Raw genomic sequence first — 16620 nt, 5'->3', positions numbered from 1 at the left:
TGTCCATTTCGCGCGGGATCCAGGGCGGATCGGCGCAAGTTTCGGTCTTATTGACGTAAGAGACTTGACTCGGCAGCCATCCTTCACTCTATCTGGTCTAGATAAATGTATGTTGGGAGGGTTCCATGCCCCTAGAAGTGCCCCACGACACGCCGCTGGTTGTCACCGCCGCGAATGTCCGCATGTTCGCCCCGGACGGCACGCCGCCCCCGGATGCGCCGGACTGGATCTGGCACTATGACCATCCCTACCTGCACGGCGCCTTTGCCCCGACGGACATCGAATACCAAGCCGACGACCTGGAGATCGAGGGCGAACTGCCGGCCGATCTCTGCGGTGCCTACGTGATGAACGGCCCGTCCCAGAGGTTCGAGCCGGTGAACGCGAAATACCACTATTATGACGGCGACGCGCTGTTGCGGGCGATCTTCTTCCGGGACGGCAAGGCCAGCTTCCGGCAGAAATACCTGCACAGCGGCGCCTTCATTGTGGAAGACAAGGCTGGCAAGGCGATCTGGCCGGGGCTGGCCGGACCATACGATTTCCGCCTGCCAGGATCACCCATCAAGGACGTTTCGAACACCGACGTGATCTTCTACAACGGCAAGATCCTGTCCTTGTGGTACATGGCCGGCGACCCCTATCAGGTGGATCCGCTGACGCTGGAAACGGTCGGCCGCGAGACGCTGGGCGGCGGCCTGCATCATTCCGTATCGGCCCATTCCAAGACCGATCCCTTCACCAAAGAACTGTTCTTCTTCAACTACCAGGACGAACCGCCCTACATGTCCTACGGCATGGCCAACCCGGACGGGACGCTAAAATTCGACATCGATATCGACCTGGCAGGGCCGCGGTCGCCGCACGACATGGGCCTGACGGAAAACTACGCCATCCTGCACGACCTGCCCTTCTATCACGACGTCGACCTGTTGCGAAAACACGGCCGCCGGGTCATGGGCTTTCACCGGGATCAGCCCGCGCGTTTCGGCCTGATCGACCGCTTCGGCCGGTCCGACAAGGTCCAGTGGTTCGAGGCGGAAGCCTGCTATATCCTTCACATCTCCAACAGCTGGGAAGAAGGCGACTGGGTCCACATGATCGGCTGCCGGCAGGACGACCCGATGCCGGTGAAGGACCAGGCGGACCGTCACCTGGCCTCGATGATGTCCTACCGGCGGCGGACCCATGTCCTGTACCGGTGGAGCTTCAACGTGAAGACCGGCGCAGTGTCGGAAGGACCGATCGACGACTACAATACCGAATTCCCGACGGTGAACACCAACTTCGTCGGCCGCAAGACACGCTATTCCTACAACCAGATCATCCCGGTGCCGCAGGAGGGATCCCTGGAAGGCCGATGCCAGACCTTCAACGGCATGATCCGCTATGATCTGGAAACCGGGGCGCAGCAAAGATACGACTACGGCGATGGCGTCTACGGGTCCGAGGCACCGGTCGCGGCTGCCATCGGGTCCTCACCCGGCAGCGCGGAAGGCAAGGCCTATCCGGTGACCTTCGTCACCGACAGCAACGACTGGTCGTCGGCCTGCCTGGTCTTCGACGCCGAGGATATCACCAGACCGATTGCCAGGGTAAAAATCCCGCGGCGGATTACCATCGGGTTTCATACGACGTGGATCGACGGTGCCGACATCTGGCCCGGGTAGGCCGCGATTGCCTTCACGGCGCGCCCGTGCTTGGGTGCGCCGCCATGGAACACGATGCGCCGGACCCCAAGCAGGACATGACCGACCTTTCGGGGCCGCCCGCAACCTCGCTTCGGCGGGCGCTGCAGATCCTTGGGGATCCGTGGACCATGCTGATCCTGAAGGAAAGCTTCAACGGCACCCGCCGCTTCAGCGGCTTCCAGCGGGCGCTGAACATCCCGAAACAGACGCTGTCCCTTCGGCTGGCCGCGCTTTGCCGGGACCAGATGATGTATCGCCGCTACACCGGCCCGGGCGCCAGCATGCTGGACTATGCCCCAACACCCAAGACGCTGGACCTGCAGGATGCGATGTACGCCATCTGGCTGTGGCACCGGGCCACGCCGGGAGGGGCCGAGGTGCTGCCCTTCGACATCGTCCACCGCAGCTGCGGCCAGGTGATCAGCGCCAGCTATCGCTGCACCGCCTGCGGCGCGCCCGCGACCAGCGACAGCGTCACCATCCAGCGCACCCAGCCCGAACAGGTCGATACCGCGCCCCGGCCTCGGCTTGCCCGGCGCAACGATGCCAGCTTTACCGCCGCCGTTCCGAACTTCCAGGCGATGATCGCGGCCTCGGTCGTAGGCGACCTGCCCTGCAACGAGATACTCTATCTGCTGTTCCAGGCACCCCTGCACCTTCTGGGCATCGCCCACGACCTGGGGCTGGGCGTATCCGTGGTGCGGGATCGGCTGGACAAGCTGATGGCGCTGGGGCTGGTCGCGGAAGAGGCGCAGGGCCGCAAGCTTCTCTATTCCGTGCTGCCCCGGGCCGAAGGCTTCTTTCCGCTGCTTCTGGCCATCGCCGACTGGGGCGACCGTTGGTGCAATGCGGGCGGTCCGCCCCCGGACCAGCGCATCCACAGCTGCGGCGCGCTGTTGCGGCCCCGCTATGCCTGCGACCATTGCGGCGACTGGCTGAGCCGCGACACGCTGACGATCCGGATGCACGGCGAAACCGGCGACTGATCCCTGCCCCGTTGCCTCGGTTTCTTCGGAACTCTATTCTGACTGACGGAACCACGGGCACAGAGCAGGAGAGACCGGCATGACCGACGATGACGAGGCCGTCGACGCCAGCGATCCGAAGTTCATCACCGCCCTGTCCCGGGGCCTGTCGATCCTGCGGGCCTTCCAGCCGGACGAGGTCTTCCTGTCGAACCAGGCGTTCGCCTCGCGCACGGGACTGCCCAAGGCGACCGTAACCCGGCTGACCTATACGCTGTGCAAACTGGGATACCTGACCCAGGCCGAACCGGGCGGCGCCTACCGGTTGGGGCCGGGGGTGATGACGCTGGGCTATGGCGTGCTGGCCAAGATGGGCCTGAAGAACCGCGCGGCGCTGGAACTGGCCGAGATCTGCCGGGGCGACAACCCGCATGTGGCCGCGGCGCTAGGGGAAAGGTTCGAGACGTCGGTCATCTACCTGATGACGCACCGGTCGCCGAAATCGGTATCGATGGTCTTTCACCTGGGCGCGCAGGTGCCGATGTTCCATTCCTCGATCGGACGCGCGATCCTGATGGCCCTGCCGGAAAACGAACAGGAGCGCCTGCTGGACGAGGCGCTGCGCGCCGCCGATCCGGACGATCACCCCCGCCTGAAACATGGCCTGAGCCGGGCAAGGGCCGATTTCGCACATTTCGGCTATTGCACGTCCTTTGGTGAATGGCGAAAGGAAATCAACGGGATAGCGGCCCCGGTGACATCCTTCGAAGGCGGATCGCCCTATGCGATAAATGTCGGCGGATTCGCCTTCCTGAACCCGGCCGACAGGCTGATCGAACACCACGCGCCGCGCCTGCTGCGCGCGGCACATGTACTGGGACTGGGACCAAGCGAGACATGACGAAAGCGGAACGCGATCCTGGCATAAGGCTCGGGACGGGGCTGATCAGCCTTCTGGGCATCACGCGGACGGGCTTTGCCGAAAACTACGCACGGTTCGAACTGGACCTGCAACCGCATCACCTGAACCACATGGGCATTCCCCATGGCGGCCTTTACGCCACCATCCTGGACACCGCGCTGGGAACCGCGGGCAACTGGGACGGCAGCCCGGACAGCATCCGGCCCTCGATCACGCTGAACCTGAATGTCAGCTATGTCGGCCAGCCCAAAGGCACGCATCTGGTGTGCGAGGCGCGCCGGGTCGATGGCGGCAAGTCGATCTATTTCGCCGAAGGCGAGGTCAGCGACGACACCGGCATCGTGCTGGCCCGCGCCACCGGCACCTTCAAGTCCGTCAAACCGCGCTGACCGGCGCCAGGTCGTCCCGGAACGCCTCGACCAGCGCGGGCTTGCGGATCTTCCCGGCCGAGGTCAGCGGCATCGCATCGACGATCCTGATGTGCTGCGGCCGCTTGTAGGGGGCCAGCCGCGCACGCAGGTGATCGGCGATATCCTCGATACCGACCGATCCGTCGGTCGTGACAAAGGCCAGCACTTCTTCGTTTCCCGGCACCTGGCGGCCGGCCACGGCGGCCTGCAGCACGCCGGGGCAGGACATCAGCGCCGCCTCGACCTCGGGCGGGTAGACGTTGAAACCGGACCGGATGATCAGTTCGCGCGCGCGGCCCGCCAGATGGATCGCACCGTCGGCGTCGATCCGGGCCAGATCGCCCGTGCGCAGGAAGCCGTCTTCGGTCATCGCCGCCGCCGTCGCATCGGCATCGCGGTAATATCCCAGCATCACGCCCGGCCCGCGGAACAACAACTCGCCCACGCCATCCGCGTCGGGGGCATCCACCTTCGCCGTGCAGCCCGGATAGACATAGCCCACCGATCCGTCCGGCCGGTACGGGCCGTAAGAGGTCGAGCCGACACCCGGCCCGGCCTCGGTCAGTCCGTAGCCGTTGGTCAGGGGCAGGCCAAAGCGGCGTTCGATCCGTTGTTTCAGGGCCGGGTCCAGCGGCGCGCCGCCACAGCCGATCTGGCGCAGGCGGGGGGCGTCCAGCGTTACCGCACCGTCATCCAGCGCGGTCAGGATCTGGGTATAGATCAGGGGCACCGCGGGCATGATCGTGGCGCCATCGGCCAACGCCCGAAGCTGCGTCGCGACCGAGAACCGCGGCAGCAACCGCACGGCGGCCCCGGCATGGAACGCCGCAAGCAGCGCCGTCGACAGGGCCATGATATGGGTGCAGGGCAGGACCAGCGCGATCAGGTCTTCCGGGGCCAGGTTCCGCGCCTCGGCCGCGCTGAGCGCGTTGAAATACAGGCTGGCATGGGACAGCATCACGCCCTTCGGCGCCCCCGTCGTGCCCGAGGTATAGACCATAGCCGCGACCTGCCGGTCGGGCTTGTCGTGCAGGGGTTCGGACAGCGCATCGGGATCCACAAGCCAAACCAGCGGACGGTTCAGAACCCGCGGCCCGCGGCCCGCGCCCAGCCGCAGCGCATGGTCCCCGGCATCGGACGAGACATCGGCGGTGAACAGCGTCACCTTCGGCCGGGCATGGGCGCGGATCGCGTCCAGTTCCGCCCCTGTCACGCGGGCATTCAGCGGCACGCACCAGGCCCGCAGCCGGACCGAGGCCAGGAAGGCAACCGCCATCAGCGCAGAGTTTTCCGCCACCACCAGCACCCGGTCCCCCGGCCCGACACCGGCCTGCCCCAGCGCCGCGGCGCAGGCGTCGATCTGTTGGTTCAGGTCGCCATAGCTGACCTGCGTGCCGTCCCCGTCGATCAGCGCAAGCCGCCCCTCCGGATGGCCGCGGGTCAAATCGTCAAGCCATTGCATCTGTGCTCCTCCCTCTGCCCTTCGGTGGTAGCGGAGGGCGACCCGCACATCAACATTTTCGAAACATCGTACTGATATACGAAACTCGGCCCTGTGGAATCGCCGTTACATGGGCCGGACCCGCGGGTCGGATGCCCGTCGGGTTCCGCGCCTTGATCGAATGGCAACCCCGGGCGGCGTGACCCATGTTCACCGTCGCCCACGCGCCCGGCAGGTCCAGGATCCGTTGCGTCAGGCCGGAAGCCACGGATCGTCCTTCAGCCACCGCAGGTTGGTCTTGAAGATCCGGTGACAGACGGCCTCGACACGGATCAGTGTGACGAAGGTCCGGATGTCCGTTTCCGTCAGCCGTTCGCCGAACAGGCAGTTACCGTTCAGACGCGTCAGCAGGGCGAAGACACCGCCACCGCCTCGTCATAGGCCGACTGGGTGCCGGCAAAGCCGGACCTGTAGGCGCCATTGTTCAGCCGGTCGAACATCCGGGCGTTCGGGACGTCGACCTCGGCCGCCAGATCGGCCTCGGGACGACGGACATGCTGTCGGTCAAGACCCGGCGGCTGGGCGCGTTCCGGCCCGTCACGGTGGCAAGCCCGGCCTGTCTTGCCGCCCCCTCCGGGACGGGCCGACCGCTACCCGACCTTGCGGCCGGGTGGGGCGCTTGATCAGCCGCGGTTCACGGTAACAGCCCGACCGCTGGTCAGCGCATCGACCTTCCGCACGATGCCCTGCGCGTCGACGCCAAAGTGACGATACAGATCGCCGATGGTCCCGGTCTGGCCAAAGTGTTCGACCCCCAGCGGCACCGTCCGGTGGCCCGCAACGCCGCCCAGCCAGGCCAGCGTCGCCGGATGGCCGTCGATCACCGTCACCAGCGTGCAGTCGCGAGGCAGCGCACCCAGCAGCGTCTCGACATGAGCCGTGGCGCCCCCATGCCCGCGTTCCCGCGCACGCTGCGCCGCGGTCCAGCCGGCATTCAGACGGTCGGCCGAGGTCACGGCCAGCACCCCCACGTCCCGGCGGTTCTGCCCGATCAGGCCGGCGGCGCGGATCGCCTCTGGCGCGACGGCGCCCTGATAGGCAATGACGACCTCGCAATTCGGCCCGGGCTTCCGCAGCCAGTAGCCGCCGTCGATGGCGCCCTGCCGGAAGGCGTCGTCCTGCCGCTTGCCCGGCTGTTCCACCGGGTTGGTCGACAGGCGCAGGTATACCGACCCGCCTGTCTGGTCCCGCAGCCATGTCCGTTCGTCCGGATCCCCGTCGCCGTCCCGCTGCAGGTAATCGAAGGCCCATTCCATGATCACCGCCAGTTCGTCGGCAAAGGCCGGTTCGAACGCGGCAAGACCGTCCTGGCTGAGGCCGACCAGCGGCGTGCCGATGGACTGGTGCGCGCCGCCTTCGGGCGCCAGCGTCACGCCCGATGGCGTGCCCGCGATGATGAACCGCGCATCCTGGTAGCAGGCATAGTTCAGCGCATCCAAGCCCCGGTTCACGAAGGGATCATAGACCGTTCCCACCGGGATCAGCCGCCTGCCGAACAGCGTATGGGACAGGCCCGCAGCCCCCAGGGCCAGGAACAGGTTCATCTCGGCGATGCCAAGCTCGATATGCTGGCCCTGCGGGGAAAACGCCCATTTCGCCGTCGACGGGATCTTGCGGTCGCGAAAGGTGTCCGCGACCTCGGTCCGGGCGAACAGGCCCCGGCGGTTCACGAAGGGGCCAAGGCCGGTGGTCCCGGTCACGTCTGGCGAGGTGGTGACGATCCTTTCGGCCAGGGCAGAAGTCCCCCGGGCCAGATCGTCCAAGATTTTGCCGAAGGCGGTCTGGGTCGACATCTCGCGATCCACCTTCAACGCGATCGTAGGCACATCCAGATAGTCGTCGGAATAGCGGCGCGGCCCGGCGGCAAAGAACGGGACCTGCCGCAGGAAGGCCTTCAGTCCCTCCGGATCTTCAACAGCCGCCAGCGGGTCCCATTCCCGGCCTTCGGGCACGCCCATGTGGCGCTGCCAGTCTGCCATCTGGGCCTTTGTCATCAACCCGCCGTGATTGTCCTTGTGCCCGGCAATCGGCGTGCCCCAGCCCTTGATGGTATAGGCCAGAAAACAGGTCGGGCGGTCGTGGTCCACGGCCGCGAAGGTGTCGGCCATCGTCTCGACACAATTGCCGCCCAAGTTTTCCATCAGCGCGGCCAATTCCGCATCGCTGCGGGCGTCCAGCAGGGCGGTGACGTCGCCCTGATCGCCCAGATCCTCCATCAGCCTGTCGCGCCAGACAGCGCCGCCTTCGAAGGTCAGCGCGGAATAAAGCTGGTTCGGGCAGGCATCGATCCAGTCGCGCAGTTTGTCACCGCCCGGTTCGTCAAAGGCCGCCCTTTGCAGGGCGCCGTATTTCACCCGCACGACATCCCAGCCGAAGGCGCCGAAGATCGCCTCGATCCGTTCCCACAGGCCCTCCTTCACCACGCCGTCCAGTGACTGGCGGTTGTAGTCGACGATCCACCAGGTGTTGCGCAGGTCGTGCTTCCAGCCTTCCTGCAGGCATTCATAGACGTTGCCCTCGTCCAGTTCCGCATCGCCCATCAGCGCGATCATCCGGCCCAGCGGCCGGTCCCCGCCCCAGTCCTTGGCCGCGACATAGTCCTGGATCAGCGAGGCGAAGGACGTGATCGCAACGCCCAGCCCGACGGACCCGGTGGAAAAGTCCACATCGTCGATATCCTTGGTCCGGCTGGGATAGGACTGGACCCCGCCGAAGCCGCGGAAGTTCTCCATCTTCTCGCGGGTCTGGTTGCCCATCAGGTATTGCATCGCGTGAAAGACAGGCGAGGCATGGGGTTTCACCGCCACCCGGTCTTCCGGTTTCAACGCCGAGAAATAGAGCGCGGTCATCATCGACACCATCGAGGCCGAGGACGCCTGGTGCCCGCCCACCTTGATCCCATCCGCTTTGGGCCGGATGTGGTTGGCATTGTGGATCATCCAGTGCGACAGCCACAGCAACCGCTGTTCGATGGTACGAAGATGGGTGTTGGTCATGGGGCCTCCGATCACGCGCTGAAAATACCATACCTTGCACACCGATTTCTTGCGAAGGATGGCCCGCTTCGGCTACTTGTTGGCGGAAACAACCAGGGCAGTCGGAAGTTTTGGCGAATACACTCGAACTGGACGGGATGGACAGGCAGATTCTCGACTTACTGGCAGCCGACGGACGGATGAGCGTGCAGGAGATCAGCGCCCGCGTGGGGTTAAGCCCCACGCCCGTCGCCCGGCGTATCCGCCAGCTGGAAGCCCGCGGCATCCTGCGCGGCTATGCTGCCCTGATCGACGAGGCGGCGCTGGGATACGGATTTTCCGTCTTCGTCTCGGTCCAGCTGGACCGGCAGGTCGATCAGGCGCTGGCGCAATTCGAAGCCGCGATCCGCGCCTTTCCCGAAGTGGCGGATTGCTGGCTGATGACCGGCAACCGCGATTACCTGCTGCGCGTCGTCACCCGCGGCCTGACGGATTTCGAAACCTTCCTGACCGGCCGCCTGACAAAGGTGCCGGGCGTGTCGAACATCGAAAGCTCCGTCTCTCTGCGCAGGGTCAAGGCCGCGCCGAGGCTGGGCAGCTAGTCGCCGTCGGGGATGTAGGCCTGCACATCCTTCAGCGTCCGCAGGACGAAACTGGACCGCGTATGCCGGATCCCCCGCACGCGATAGAGCTTTTCGCGCAAGAACGATTCGTAGCCCTTGGTCCCGTCCACGGCGACCTTGATCAGATAGTCGTATTCGCCGGTGGTCAGGTGGACCTCCAGCACTTCTGGCATCTGCTGCATTGTGCGCCCGAAGGCTTCCAGCACCTCGTCGTCGTGGCGGTCCAGCACCACCTCGATCATCACCGTCTCGGCCGCGCCCAGAAGGTCCTGGTCCAGGATCGATGCATAGCCACGGATAAAGCCGCCTTCCTCCAGCCGCCGCACGCGCTGCCAGCAGGGACTGGCCGACAGGCCCACCCGGTTGGCAAGGTCCGCATTCGACAGGCGGCCTTCGGTCAGAAGCGCCTTCAGGATACGGCGGTCGATTAGGTCAAGATCACTGACTCGATTTGGCAAAAGGATCTACCGCCGAATTGGAAAAGTGTGGAAGAATCGTCCAAAGATTATCGCGATGCCTTGGAATTCGAAAGAACTTTCCGACCTGTCCGGCATACCGTGAAGGGGAGAGGAGACCCCGGATGCGATATGTCTGTCAGGACCCGTTCAATGCCTTGGCCCGGGTCATCGACATCGCCCGCAGGCTGGACCTGTGCCTGGACCGACTGTCCTTCGACCGCCGCGACACGGGCGATTTCCTTTTATTCGTGCAGCTGGTCGATACGGCCAGCCCGGCCGCGCAGGTCTTCCGCCTGCGGGTCGAACAGTTGCTGGAACTGAGACCGGAGCCGGACCATGCCTGAAGAACGCCCGCCGCGACTACACGTCCCCGCCCCCGCGATCCGGCCCGGCGACGATCCCGACTTTTCCGATGTGCGCATCCCCCGCGCGGGCGAGGTCGACCGACCGGATCCCGGCACCGCGCCGGAAGACATGCGGGACATGGCCTTTTCCATCATCCGCGTCCTGAACCGGAAAGGCGAGGCCGTGGGCCCCTGGGCCACCGGCGCCGATCCGGAACTGCTGCTGCAGGGCCTGCGCGACATGCTGAAGCTGCGGATCTACGACGCGCGGATGCTGACGGCGCAGCGGCAGGGCAAGACGTCGTTCTACATGCAGCACCTGGGAGAGGAGGCGATTTCCTGCGCCTTCCAGCGCGCGCTGCGGCCGGGGGACATGAACTTTCCCACTTACCGGCAGGCCGGGCTTCTGATCGCCGCCGGTTACCCGCTGGTGAAGATGATGAACCAGGTCTATTCGAACGACGGCGACCCGGTCCGGGGCCGGCAGCTTCCGGTCTTCTACAGCTCCAAGGAACACGGGTTCTTTTCGATCTCGGGCAACCTTGCCACGCAGTATCCGCAGGCCGTGGGCTGGGCCATGGCGGCCGCGATCCGGGGCGACAAGCACCTGTCGGCGGCGTGGATCGGTGACGGGTCCACCGCGGAAAGCGATTTCCACGGCGCGCTGGTCTTTGCGTCCACCTACAAGCCGCCGGTGATCCTGAACATCGTCAACAACCAGTGGGCCATTTCCACCTTCCAGGGCATCGCCCGGGGTGGGGCCGGCACCTTCGCCGCGCGGGGCCACGGCTTTGGCCTGCCGGCGCTGCGGGTGGACGGGAACGACTATCTTGCCGTACTGGCTGCGGCCGAATGGGCGGTGGAGCGGGCACGCGCGGACCTTGGACCCACGGTCATCGAATTCGTGACCTACCGCGCGGGAGGACATTCGACGTCGGACGACCCGTCGGCCTATCGCCCGAAGGAGGAAGGCGCCGCCTGGCCCCTGGGCGATCCGATCCTGCGGCTGAAGGCGCACCTGATCCAGCTGGGCGTCTGGTCCGAGGACCGCCACATCCAGGCCGAGGCCGAGATCAAGGCAGAGGTCGTCGCCGCCCAGAAAGAGGCCGAGGCCATCGGCACGCTGCATTCCGGCCGGCGCCCCAGCCCGCGCGACATGTTCGAAGACGTCTTTGCCGAGATGCCGCCGCATCTTGTCCGCCAGCGCCACGAAGTGGGGTACTGACATGGCCCGCATGACCATGATCGAGGCCATCCGCGACGCCCATATGATCGCGATGGAGGAAGACGACACCGTCGTCGTGATGGGCGAGGACGTCGGCTATTTTGGCGGCGTCTTCCGCTGCACCGCCGGCCTGCAGAAGAAGTTCGGCGTCGAACGCTGCTTCGACACGCCGATCAGCGAACTGGGCATCGTCGGCACCGCAGTGGGCATGGCCGCCTATGGCCTGAAGCCGGTGGTCGAGATCCAGTTCGCCGACTACATGTATCCCGGTTATGACCAGATCGTCAGCGAAGCCGCGCGCCTGCGCTACCGGTCGGCCGGGGAATTCACCTGCCCGCTGGTGATCCGGATGCCCACCGGTGGGGGCATTTTCGGCGCCCAGACTCACAGCCAGAGCCCCGAGGCGCTCTTTACCCATGTCGCCGGTCTGAAGACGGTGGTTCCGTCGAACCCGGCCGACGCCAAGGGGCTGCTGCTGGCCGCCATCGCCGACCCGGACCCGGTGATCTTCCTGGAACCCAAGCGGCTTTATAACGGGCCTTACGACGGCTATCACGACCGCCCTTCGGTCCCCTGGTCCAAGCATCCGGATGGCGAGGTCGAGGCCGGCCGCTATGAAACCCCGCTGGGCAAGGCCCGCGTCGTGCGCGAAGGCGCGGACGCCACGCTGATCACCTATGGCACCATGGTCCACGTGGCGCTGGCGGCGGTCGAGGACAGCGGCGTCGATGTCGAGGTGATCGACCTACGCACCCTGCTGCCGCTGGACATGGACACCATCGCGGCCTCGGTCAACCGGACCGGCCGCTGCATCGTGCTGCACGAGGCGACTCTGACCTCGGGCTATGGCGCCGAGATCGCGGCGCTGGTGCAGCAGGACTGTTTCTACAGCCTGGAAGCGCCGGTACTGCGTGTGGCGGGCTGGGACACACCCTATCCGCACGCACAGGAATGGGATTACTTCCCCGGCCCCGCCCGCGTCCGCCGGGCCATCGACACCGTGATGAAGGAGTAGGGCCCATGGCGGAACAAACCTTCAAGCTGCCCGATATCGGCGAAGGCATCGCCGAGGCAGAGCTGGCCGACTGGCTGGTCAAGGTCGGCGACATCGTCCAGGAAGACGACCCGATCTGCGAGGTCACGACCGACAAGGCGACGGTGGAAATCCCGGCCTCTGTCAGCGGCCGGGTGACATGGCTGGGCGGCAAGCCCGGCGACGTCATGGCCGTGGGTGGCGACCTGATCAGGATCGAGACCGACAGCGCCGCCCCCGTGGCGGAAAAGCCCGCCGAAGACGCCCCGAAGGAAGACCCCAGGCCTGAATCGGAACCCGCCGCCAAGGCCGGCCCGAAGGCTGACCCGAAACCGGAACCGAAATCCGAGCCGTCCCGCCCCCGCCCTGCCCGGGCGGATGCGCCGGCGGCGATGGTCGCGAACGCGGCCGGGCGGCCGCTGGCGGCGCCCTCGGTCCGCGGCAAGGCGCGCGAGATGGGGATCGACCTCAGGCGTGTCCGTGGCACCGGCCCCGCCGGTCGGATCCTGCACGAGGATCTTGAGGATTTCCTGGCCCATGGCGCCATCCCCGCCGCCGGCCCCGGCCGCGTGCAGCGCACCGCGACCGAGGAGATTCCGGTCACCGGCGTCCGCCGCGCCATCAGCCAGAAGATGCAGGAGGCCAAGCGCCGCGTCCCCCATTTCTCGATCATCGAGGAAGTAGAGGTCGAGGCGCTGGAAGATCTGCGCGCCGCGCTGAACCGCCAGTACGGCGAGAAACGGGGCAAGCTGACGCTTCTGCCCTTCATCCTGCGCGCGCTTTCAGAAGCAGTGCAGGACCACCCCGAGGTCAACGCCCATTTCGACGACGACGCGGGCATCGTCACCCGCCATGCCGCGCTTCATGCCGGGATCGCGACCCAGACCGACCAAGGCCTTATGGTCCCCGTCGTCCGGCACGCCGAGGCGATGAGCCTGTGGGAGCAGGCGGCCGAGATCCGGCGCCTGTCGGAGGCCGCGCGCAGCCGGCGGGCTTCGCCCAAGGACCTGACGGGATCCACGATCACCATCACCTCGCTGGGGCCCCTTGGCGCCCTGGCCACCACGCCGATCATCAACCGGCCCGAGGTCGCGATCGTCGGCATCAACAAGATGGTCGTCCGCCCGGTCTGGAACGGCATGGCCTTCATGCCGAAACGGATGATGAACCTGTCCTGCAGCTTCGATCACCGGGTCGTCGACGGCTGGGTTGCCGCCGAATTCGTGGCCACGATGAAGCGCCTGATCGAGGTGCCCGCCATGCTGTTCCTGGAGGGACACGATGACTGAGCTTCGCACATCCCTTCTGGTCATCGGCGGCGGCCCCGGCGGCTATGTCTGCGCGTCCCGCGCCGCACGCCTGGGCGTCGATACGATGCTGGTCGAACTGGACCGGCTGGGCGGCACCTGCCTGAACGTGGGCTGCATCCCGTCGAAGGCCCTGATCCACGCGGCCGACCTATTCGCCACTGCGCAGGCACAGGCGGGGGATGGCGTCTGCGGCATCTCCGTCTCTGCTCCCGTGCTGGATTTCAACGCCACGCGGGCCTGGATGGACGGCGTCACCGCCAACCTGCGCGGCGGCGTCGCGAGCCTGCTGAAACGCAGCGGGGTCAAGACGCTGCAGGGCCGGGCGCGGTTCCTAGACGGCAAGACGGTCGAGATCGCGGCCGACACCGGCGATACCGTCGTGCGCGCCGACAACATCGTCATCGCAACCGGATCCCGCCCCGCCGACCTGCCCGGCCTGCCGACCGGCGGCAATATTCTAGACTCGACGGCGGCGCTGGCGCTGGAGGATGTACCGGAGCGGCTGGCCGTGATCGGCGCCGGCTATATCGGGCTGGAACTGGGCACGGCTTTTGCCAAGCTGGGCGCCAGGGTCACGCTGATCGAGGCCGCGGATGGCATCCTGCCCCAATACGACGACAAGCTGACACGGCCCGTCCGCCGCCGCTTGTCCGACCTTGGGCTGGATCTGAAGACCGGGACCAGGGTCACCGGATGGGACGATGCCACCGGCACCCTGTCCCTGACCGATGCCGAAGGCGACAGCACGCTGGCGGTCGACAAGGTGCTGGTCACCGTGGGCCGCGCGCCCAATACCTTCGGGCTGGGGCTGGAGGAACTGCAGCTGCGCATGGACGGCCCCTTCATCCAGGTCGACGACCGCTGCCAAAGCTCCATGCGCGGGGTCTTTGCCATCGGCGACGTGACGCCCGGGCCGATGCTGGCCCACCGCGCCATGGCCCAGGCCGAGATCGTGGCGGATATCGTGGCCGGCCATGCCGCCGCCTGGGACAAGACCGCGATCCCCGCCGTCTGCTTCACCGACCCGGAAATCGCAACCGTGGGCCTGTCCCCGCCCGAGGCCGAGGCGCAGGGCGCCGTCGAGACGCGCGAATTCTCGTTCAGGGCGAATGGCCGCGCGCTGACGCTGGACGACACCGAAGGTTTCGTGCGGATCGTTGCCCGCGCGTCGGACCATGTCGTACTTGGGATACAGGCGACGGGGCCGGGCGTGTCGGAACTGGTCGCGGGCTTCACCCAGGCCATCGAGGCCGGCCTGCGGGCCGAGGACATCGCTGCCACGATCCACCCCCACCCGACGCTGAGCGAGGCGGTGCAGGAGGCGGCACTGGGCCTGGCCTCGATGCCCAATCACGGCTGACAGGGGCCGGAAGACGTGTCGAGATGATGCAGCCGGTCTACACCGGCTGCTTTCGTCGCCTGACCGGATCTCAGGCCGGGGTGAACATCACCCAGGCCTCTCCGGCCTCGGTCTTCGGGAACACCGCGCGGACGGCCTGGCCGATGGCCAGGGCGTCGGGATCGCAATCCATGACATTGGTCAGAAGCGTCGGGCCGCCGGTCAGTTCGACATAGGCCGTGACGTAGGGCACGGGCGCGCGGCGCATGACGGAATAGGTCACGATGGTCCCGGTTCCGTCATGGTCGCGCCATTCCGTGTCAGGGCTGCCGCAGAACGGGCAGATCGTGCGCGGATACCAGTGCGGGCTGTCGCAGGACCGACAGGCACGCACCAGCAGCCGCCCGTCGCGTGTGGCGGCCCAGAAGTCGGCCAGTTCGGGGCTGATCTTGGGTTCGGGCAGGGTCCGGGTCATGCGATACGCTCCAGGATGGCGGTGGCGGCCGCATGGCGCACACCCAGAAGACCGCCGGTCCCGTGGACCAGCGCCAGGTCGCAGTTCGGCACCTGCACCTTGGGATGCGCCTCGCCGCGCAACTGGCGCACGGCTTCCAGCACCTTGGTCAGCCCGCCGCGATTGGTCGGGTGATTGTTGCACAGTCCGCCCCCGTCGGTGTTCCACGGCAGTTTGCCCACGCCCGAGATCAGGTTGCCATCCGCCACGAAGGCACCGCCCTTGCCCTTTTCGCAGAAGCCCAGGTCCTCCAGCTGCATCAGCACGGTGATGGTGAAGCTGTCGTAGATCGAGGCGTACTTGATATCGGCGACCGTCACCCCGGCCTCGGCAAAAGCCTTGGGCCCGGTGATCGCGGCGCCGGTATGGGTCAGGGGCACGTTCCGGCCATGATCCTGTCCCATGTTGGTTTCCGCCGCGCCCCGCAGCACGACCAGCGGCTTGCCCAGATCCCGCGCCATGTCGGCCGAGGTGACGACGAAGGCCCCGCCCCCTTCGGACACGACGCAACAGTCCATCCGGTGCAGGGGGTCGGCAATCATCGGGCTGTTCAGCACGTCGTCGACCGTCACCACATCCCGCAGCATCGCGTGTTCGTTCCACTGCGCGTGGTGGGACGCCGCGACCTTGATCCAGGCCAGCTGTTCCGACGTCGTGCCATAGTCGTGCATGTGCCGCATCGCGCACATGGCATAGGCGTTCTGGGTGGCGATGCCATAGGCGGCTTCGAATTCCGTCGCCGGGCCCGGGGGCGGCGGCTTCAGCGGATCGCTTTTCGGACGGCCCGCCAGTGTCACCAGCGCGACCTTGGCGCGGCCCGACAGGATCGCCTGCGCGGCATGCGCCAGGTGCAGGATATAGGAGGACCCGCCGACCTCGGTCCCGTCGATCTGGGACAGGTTCAGACCCATATGGTTCGCCATCATCGTGATGCCGCCCGGCGCATCGCCCGCACAATAATAGGCATCGACGTCGGCGAATGTCAGCCCGGCGTCCTGCAGCGCGCCCAGGGCGCATTCCGCGTGAAGTTGTGCCGTCGATATGTCCGGCGCCTTGCGCAGCGGGTGTTCGTAGATCCCCGCGATGCAGATCCTGCCCTGCGTCGTCACCTTGTATCCTCTCCCTTCGGCGGGGGTTCCGCCGGTCCCGGATCCTTCGTAGCACGGGTTTTGACCGTCGCTCCAGCCAAAACCTGACAAGCATCAGGATGGCCGGGCGCCGCTTGCGGTTCGTTCCGAGGCCCACACCTTCCAAGGAACCTGCCCGCGCCGGTCGAAAGGCCGATGGGCCGTCAGCATTATTGCCGATTA

The 16620-nt window shown here is 66.4% G+C and carries 15 protein-coding genes; 10 read left to right on the top strand and 5 right to left on the bottom strand.

The window, feature by feature from the left end:
* The first annotated feature begins 125 nt into the window (after positions 1 to 125).
* From FQK05_RS12700 to FQK05_RS12685, 4 genes are all read left to right on the top strand, one after another.
* Positions 126 to 1670, top strand: coding sequence for a carotenoid oxygenase family protein (locus FQK05_RS12700; RefSeq protein ID WP_158967264.1), 1545 nt, complete (start codon positions 126 to 128; stop codon positions 1668 to 1670).
* Positions 1671 to 1714: 44 nt separating this feature from the next.
* Positions 1715 to 2677, top strand: coding sequence for a winged helix-turn-helix transcriptional regulator (locus FQK05_RS12695; RefSeq protein WP_158967262.1), 963 nt, complete (start codon positions 1715 to 1717; stop codon positions 2675 to 2677).
* A 79-nt stretch (positions 2678 to 2756) separates the two neighbouring features.
* Complete coding sequence (locus tag FQK05_RS12690) at positions 2757 to 3557, top strand: IclR family transcriptional regulator (RefSeq protein ID WP_158967259.1); 801 nt, start codon at positions 2757 to 2759, stop codon at positions 3555 to 3557.
* Complete coding sequence (locus FQK05_RS12685) at positions 3554 to 3967, top strand: PaaI family thioesterase (protein WP_158967257.1); 414 nt, start codon at positions 3554 to 3556, stop codon at positions 3965 to 3967. The genes FQK05_RS12690 and FQK05_RS12685 overlap by 4 nt, the downstream gene beginning before the upstream one ends.
* Here the strand turns inward: FQK05_RS12685 and FQK05_RS12680 are convergent.
* Together FQK05_RS12680 and FQK05_RS12675 are read right to left on the bottom strand one after the other, a co-directional pair.
* Positions 3954 to 5450: a class I adenylate-forming enzyme family protein gene (locus FQK05_RS12680; protein ID WP_158967255.1), complete on the bottom strand. Its 1497-nt coding sequence runs from the start codon at positions 5448 to 5450 to the stop codon at positions 3954 to 3956. The genes FQK05_RS12685 and FQK05_RS12680 overlap by 14 nt on opposite strands.
* Positions 5451 to 6112: 662 nt before the next feature.
* Positions 6113 to 8485, bottom strand: a complete 2373-nt coding sequence (locus FQK05_RS12675) for a transketolase (RefSeq protein ID WP_158967253.1) — start codon at positions 8483 to 8485, stop codon at positions 6113 to 6115.
* 137 nt (positions 8486 to 8622) lie between these two features.
* Here FQK05_RS12675 and FQK05_RS12670 point away from each other — a divergent pair, with 137 nt between their 5' ends.
* On the top strand, positions 8623 to 9066 hold the full coding sequence (locus FQK05_RS12670; protein ID WP_158967251.1) for an Lrp/AsnC family transcriptional regulator: 444 nt from the start codon (positions 8623 to 8625) through the stop codon (positions 9064 to 9066).
* Here FQK05_RS12670 and FQK05_RS12665 read toward each other — a convergent pair.
* Complete coding sequence (locus FQK05_RS12665; RefSeq protein WP_158967249.1) at positions 9063 to 9545, bottom strand: Lrp/AsnC family transcriptional regulator; 483 nt, start codon at positions 9543 to 9545, stop codon at positions 9063 to 9065. The two genes, FQK05_RS12670 and FQK05_RS12665, sit on opposite strands and share 4 nt — an antisense overlap.
* Positions 9546 to 9667: 122 nt before the next feature.
* Here FQK05_RS12665 and FQK05_RS12660 point away from each other — a divergent pair, with 122 nt between their 5' ends.
* Genes FQK05_RS12660 through lpdA form a run of 5 tightly spaced genes read left to right on the top strand, consistent with a single transcriptional unit; the run spans position 9668 to position 14817 of the window.
* Entirely contained in the window at positions 9668 to 9889 is a 222-nt protein-coding gene (locus tag FQK05_RS12660) for a hypothetical protein (protein WP_158967247.1), read from the top strand.
* On the top strand, positions 9882 to 11114 hold the full coding sequence (locus FQK05_RS12655; protein WP_158967245.1) for a thiamine pyrophosphate-dependent enzyme: 1233 nt from the start codon (positions 9882 to 9884) through the stop codon (positions 11112 to 11114). The genes FQK05_RS12660 and FQK05_RS12655 overlap by 8 nt, the downstream gene beginning before the upstream one ends.
* A 1-nt stretch (position 11115) precedes the next feature.
* Positions 11116 to 12129 carry an alpha-ketoacid dehydrogenase subunit beta gene (locus tag FQK05_RS12650; protein WP_158967243.1) on the top strand — a complete coding sequence of 338 codons (1014 nt, stop codon included), beginning with the start codon at positions 11116 to 11118 and terminating at the stop codon, positions 12127 to 12129.
* 5 nt (positions 12130 to 12134) lie between these two features.
* Complete coding sequence (locus FQK05_RS12645; RefSeq protein ID WP_158967241.1) at positions 12135 to 13436, top strand: dihydrolipoamide acetyltransferase family protein; 1302 nt, start codon at positions 12135 to 12137, stop codon at positions 13434 to 13436.
* Positions 13429 to 14817: a dihydrolipoyl dehydrogenase gene (lpdA, locus tag FQK05_RS12640; protein WP_158967239.1), complete on the top strand. Its 1389-nt coding sequence runs from the start codon at positions 13429 to 13431 to the stop codon at positions 14815 to 14817. Before FQK05_RS12645 ends, lpdA begins: the two co-directional genes overlap by 8 nt.
* 70 nt (positions 14818 to 14887) lie before the next feature.
* Here lpdA and FQK05_RS12635 read toward each other — a convergent pair whose 3' ends face one another.
* Together FQK05_RS12635 and FQK05_RS12630 are read right to left on the bottom strand one after the other, a co-directional pair.
* On the bottom strand, positions 14888 to 15271 hold the full coding sequence (locus FQK05_RS12635) for a Zn-ribbon domain-containing OB-fold protein (protein WP_158967237.1): 384 nt from the start codon (positions 15269 to 15271) through the stop codon (positions 14888 to 14890).
* Complete coding sequence (locus tag FQK05_RS12630) at positions 15268 to 16419, bottom strand: thiolase domain-containing protein (protein ID WP_158967235.1); 1152 nt, start codon at positions 16417 to 16419, stop codon at positions 15268 to 15270. Before FQK05_RS12630 ends, FQK05_RS12635 begins: the two co-directional genes overlap by 4 nt.
* Positions 16420 to 16620 lie beyond the last annotated feature (201 nt).

Source organism: Chachezhania sediminis (assembly GCF_009765275.1).
In the GTDB taxonomy this organism is placed as follows: Bacteria; Pseudomonadota; Alphaproteobacteria; order Rhodobacterales; family Rhodobacteraceae; genus Chachezhania; species Chachezhania sediminis.
The sequence above is the reverse complement of the archived record's forward strand: the minus strand, read 5'-3'. Positions and strand labels throughout refer to the sequence as shown.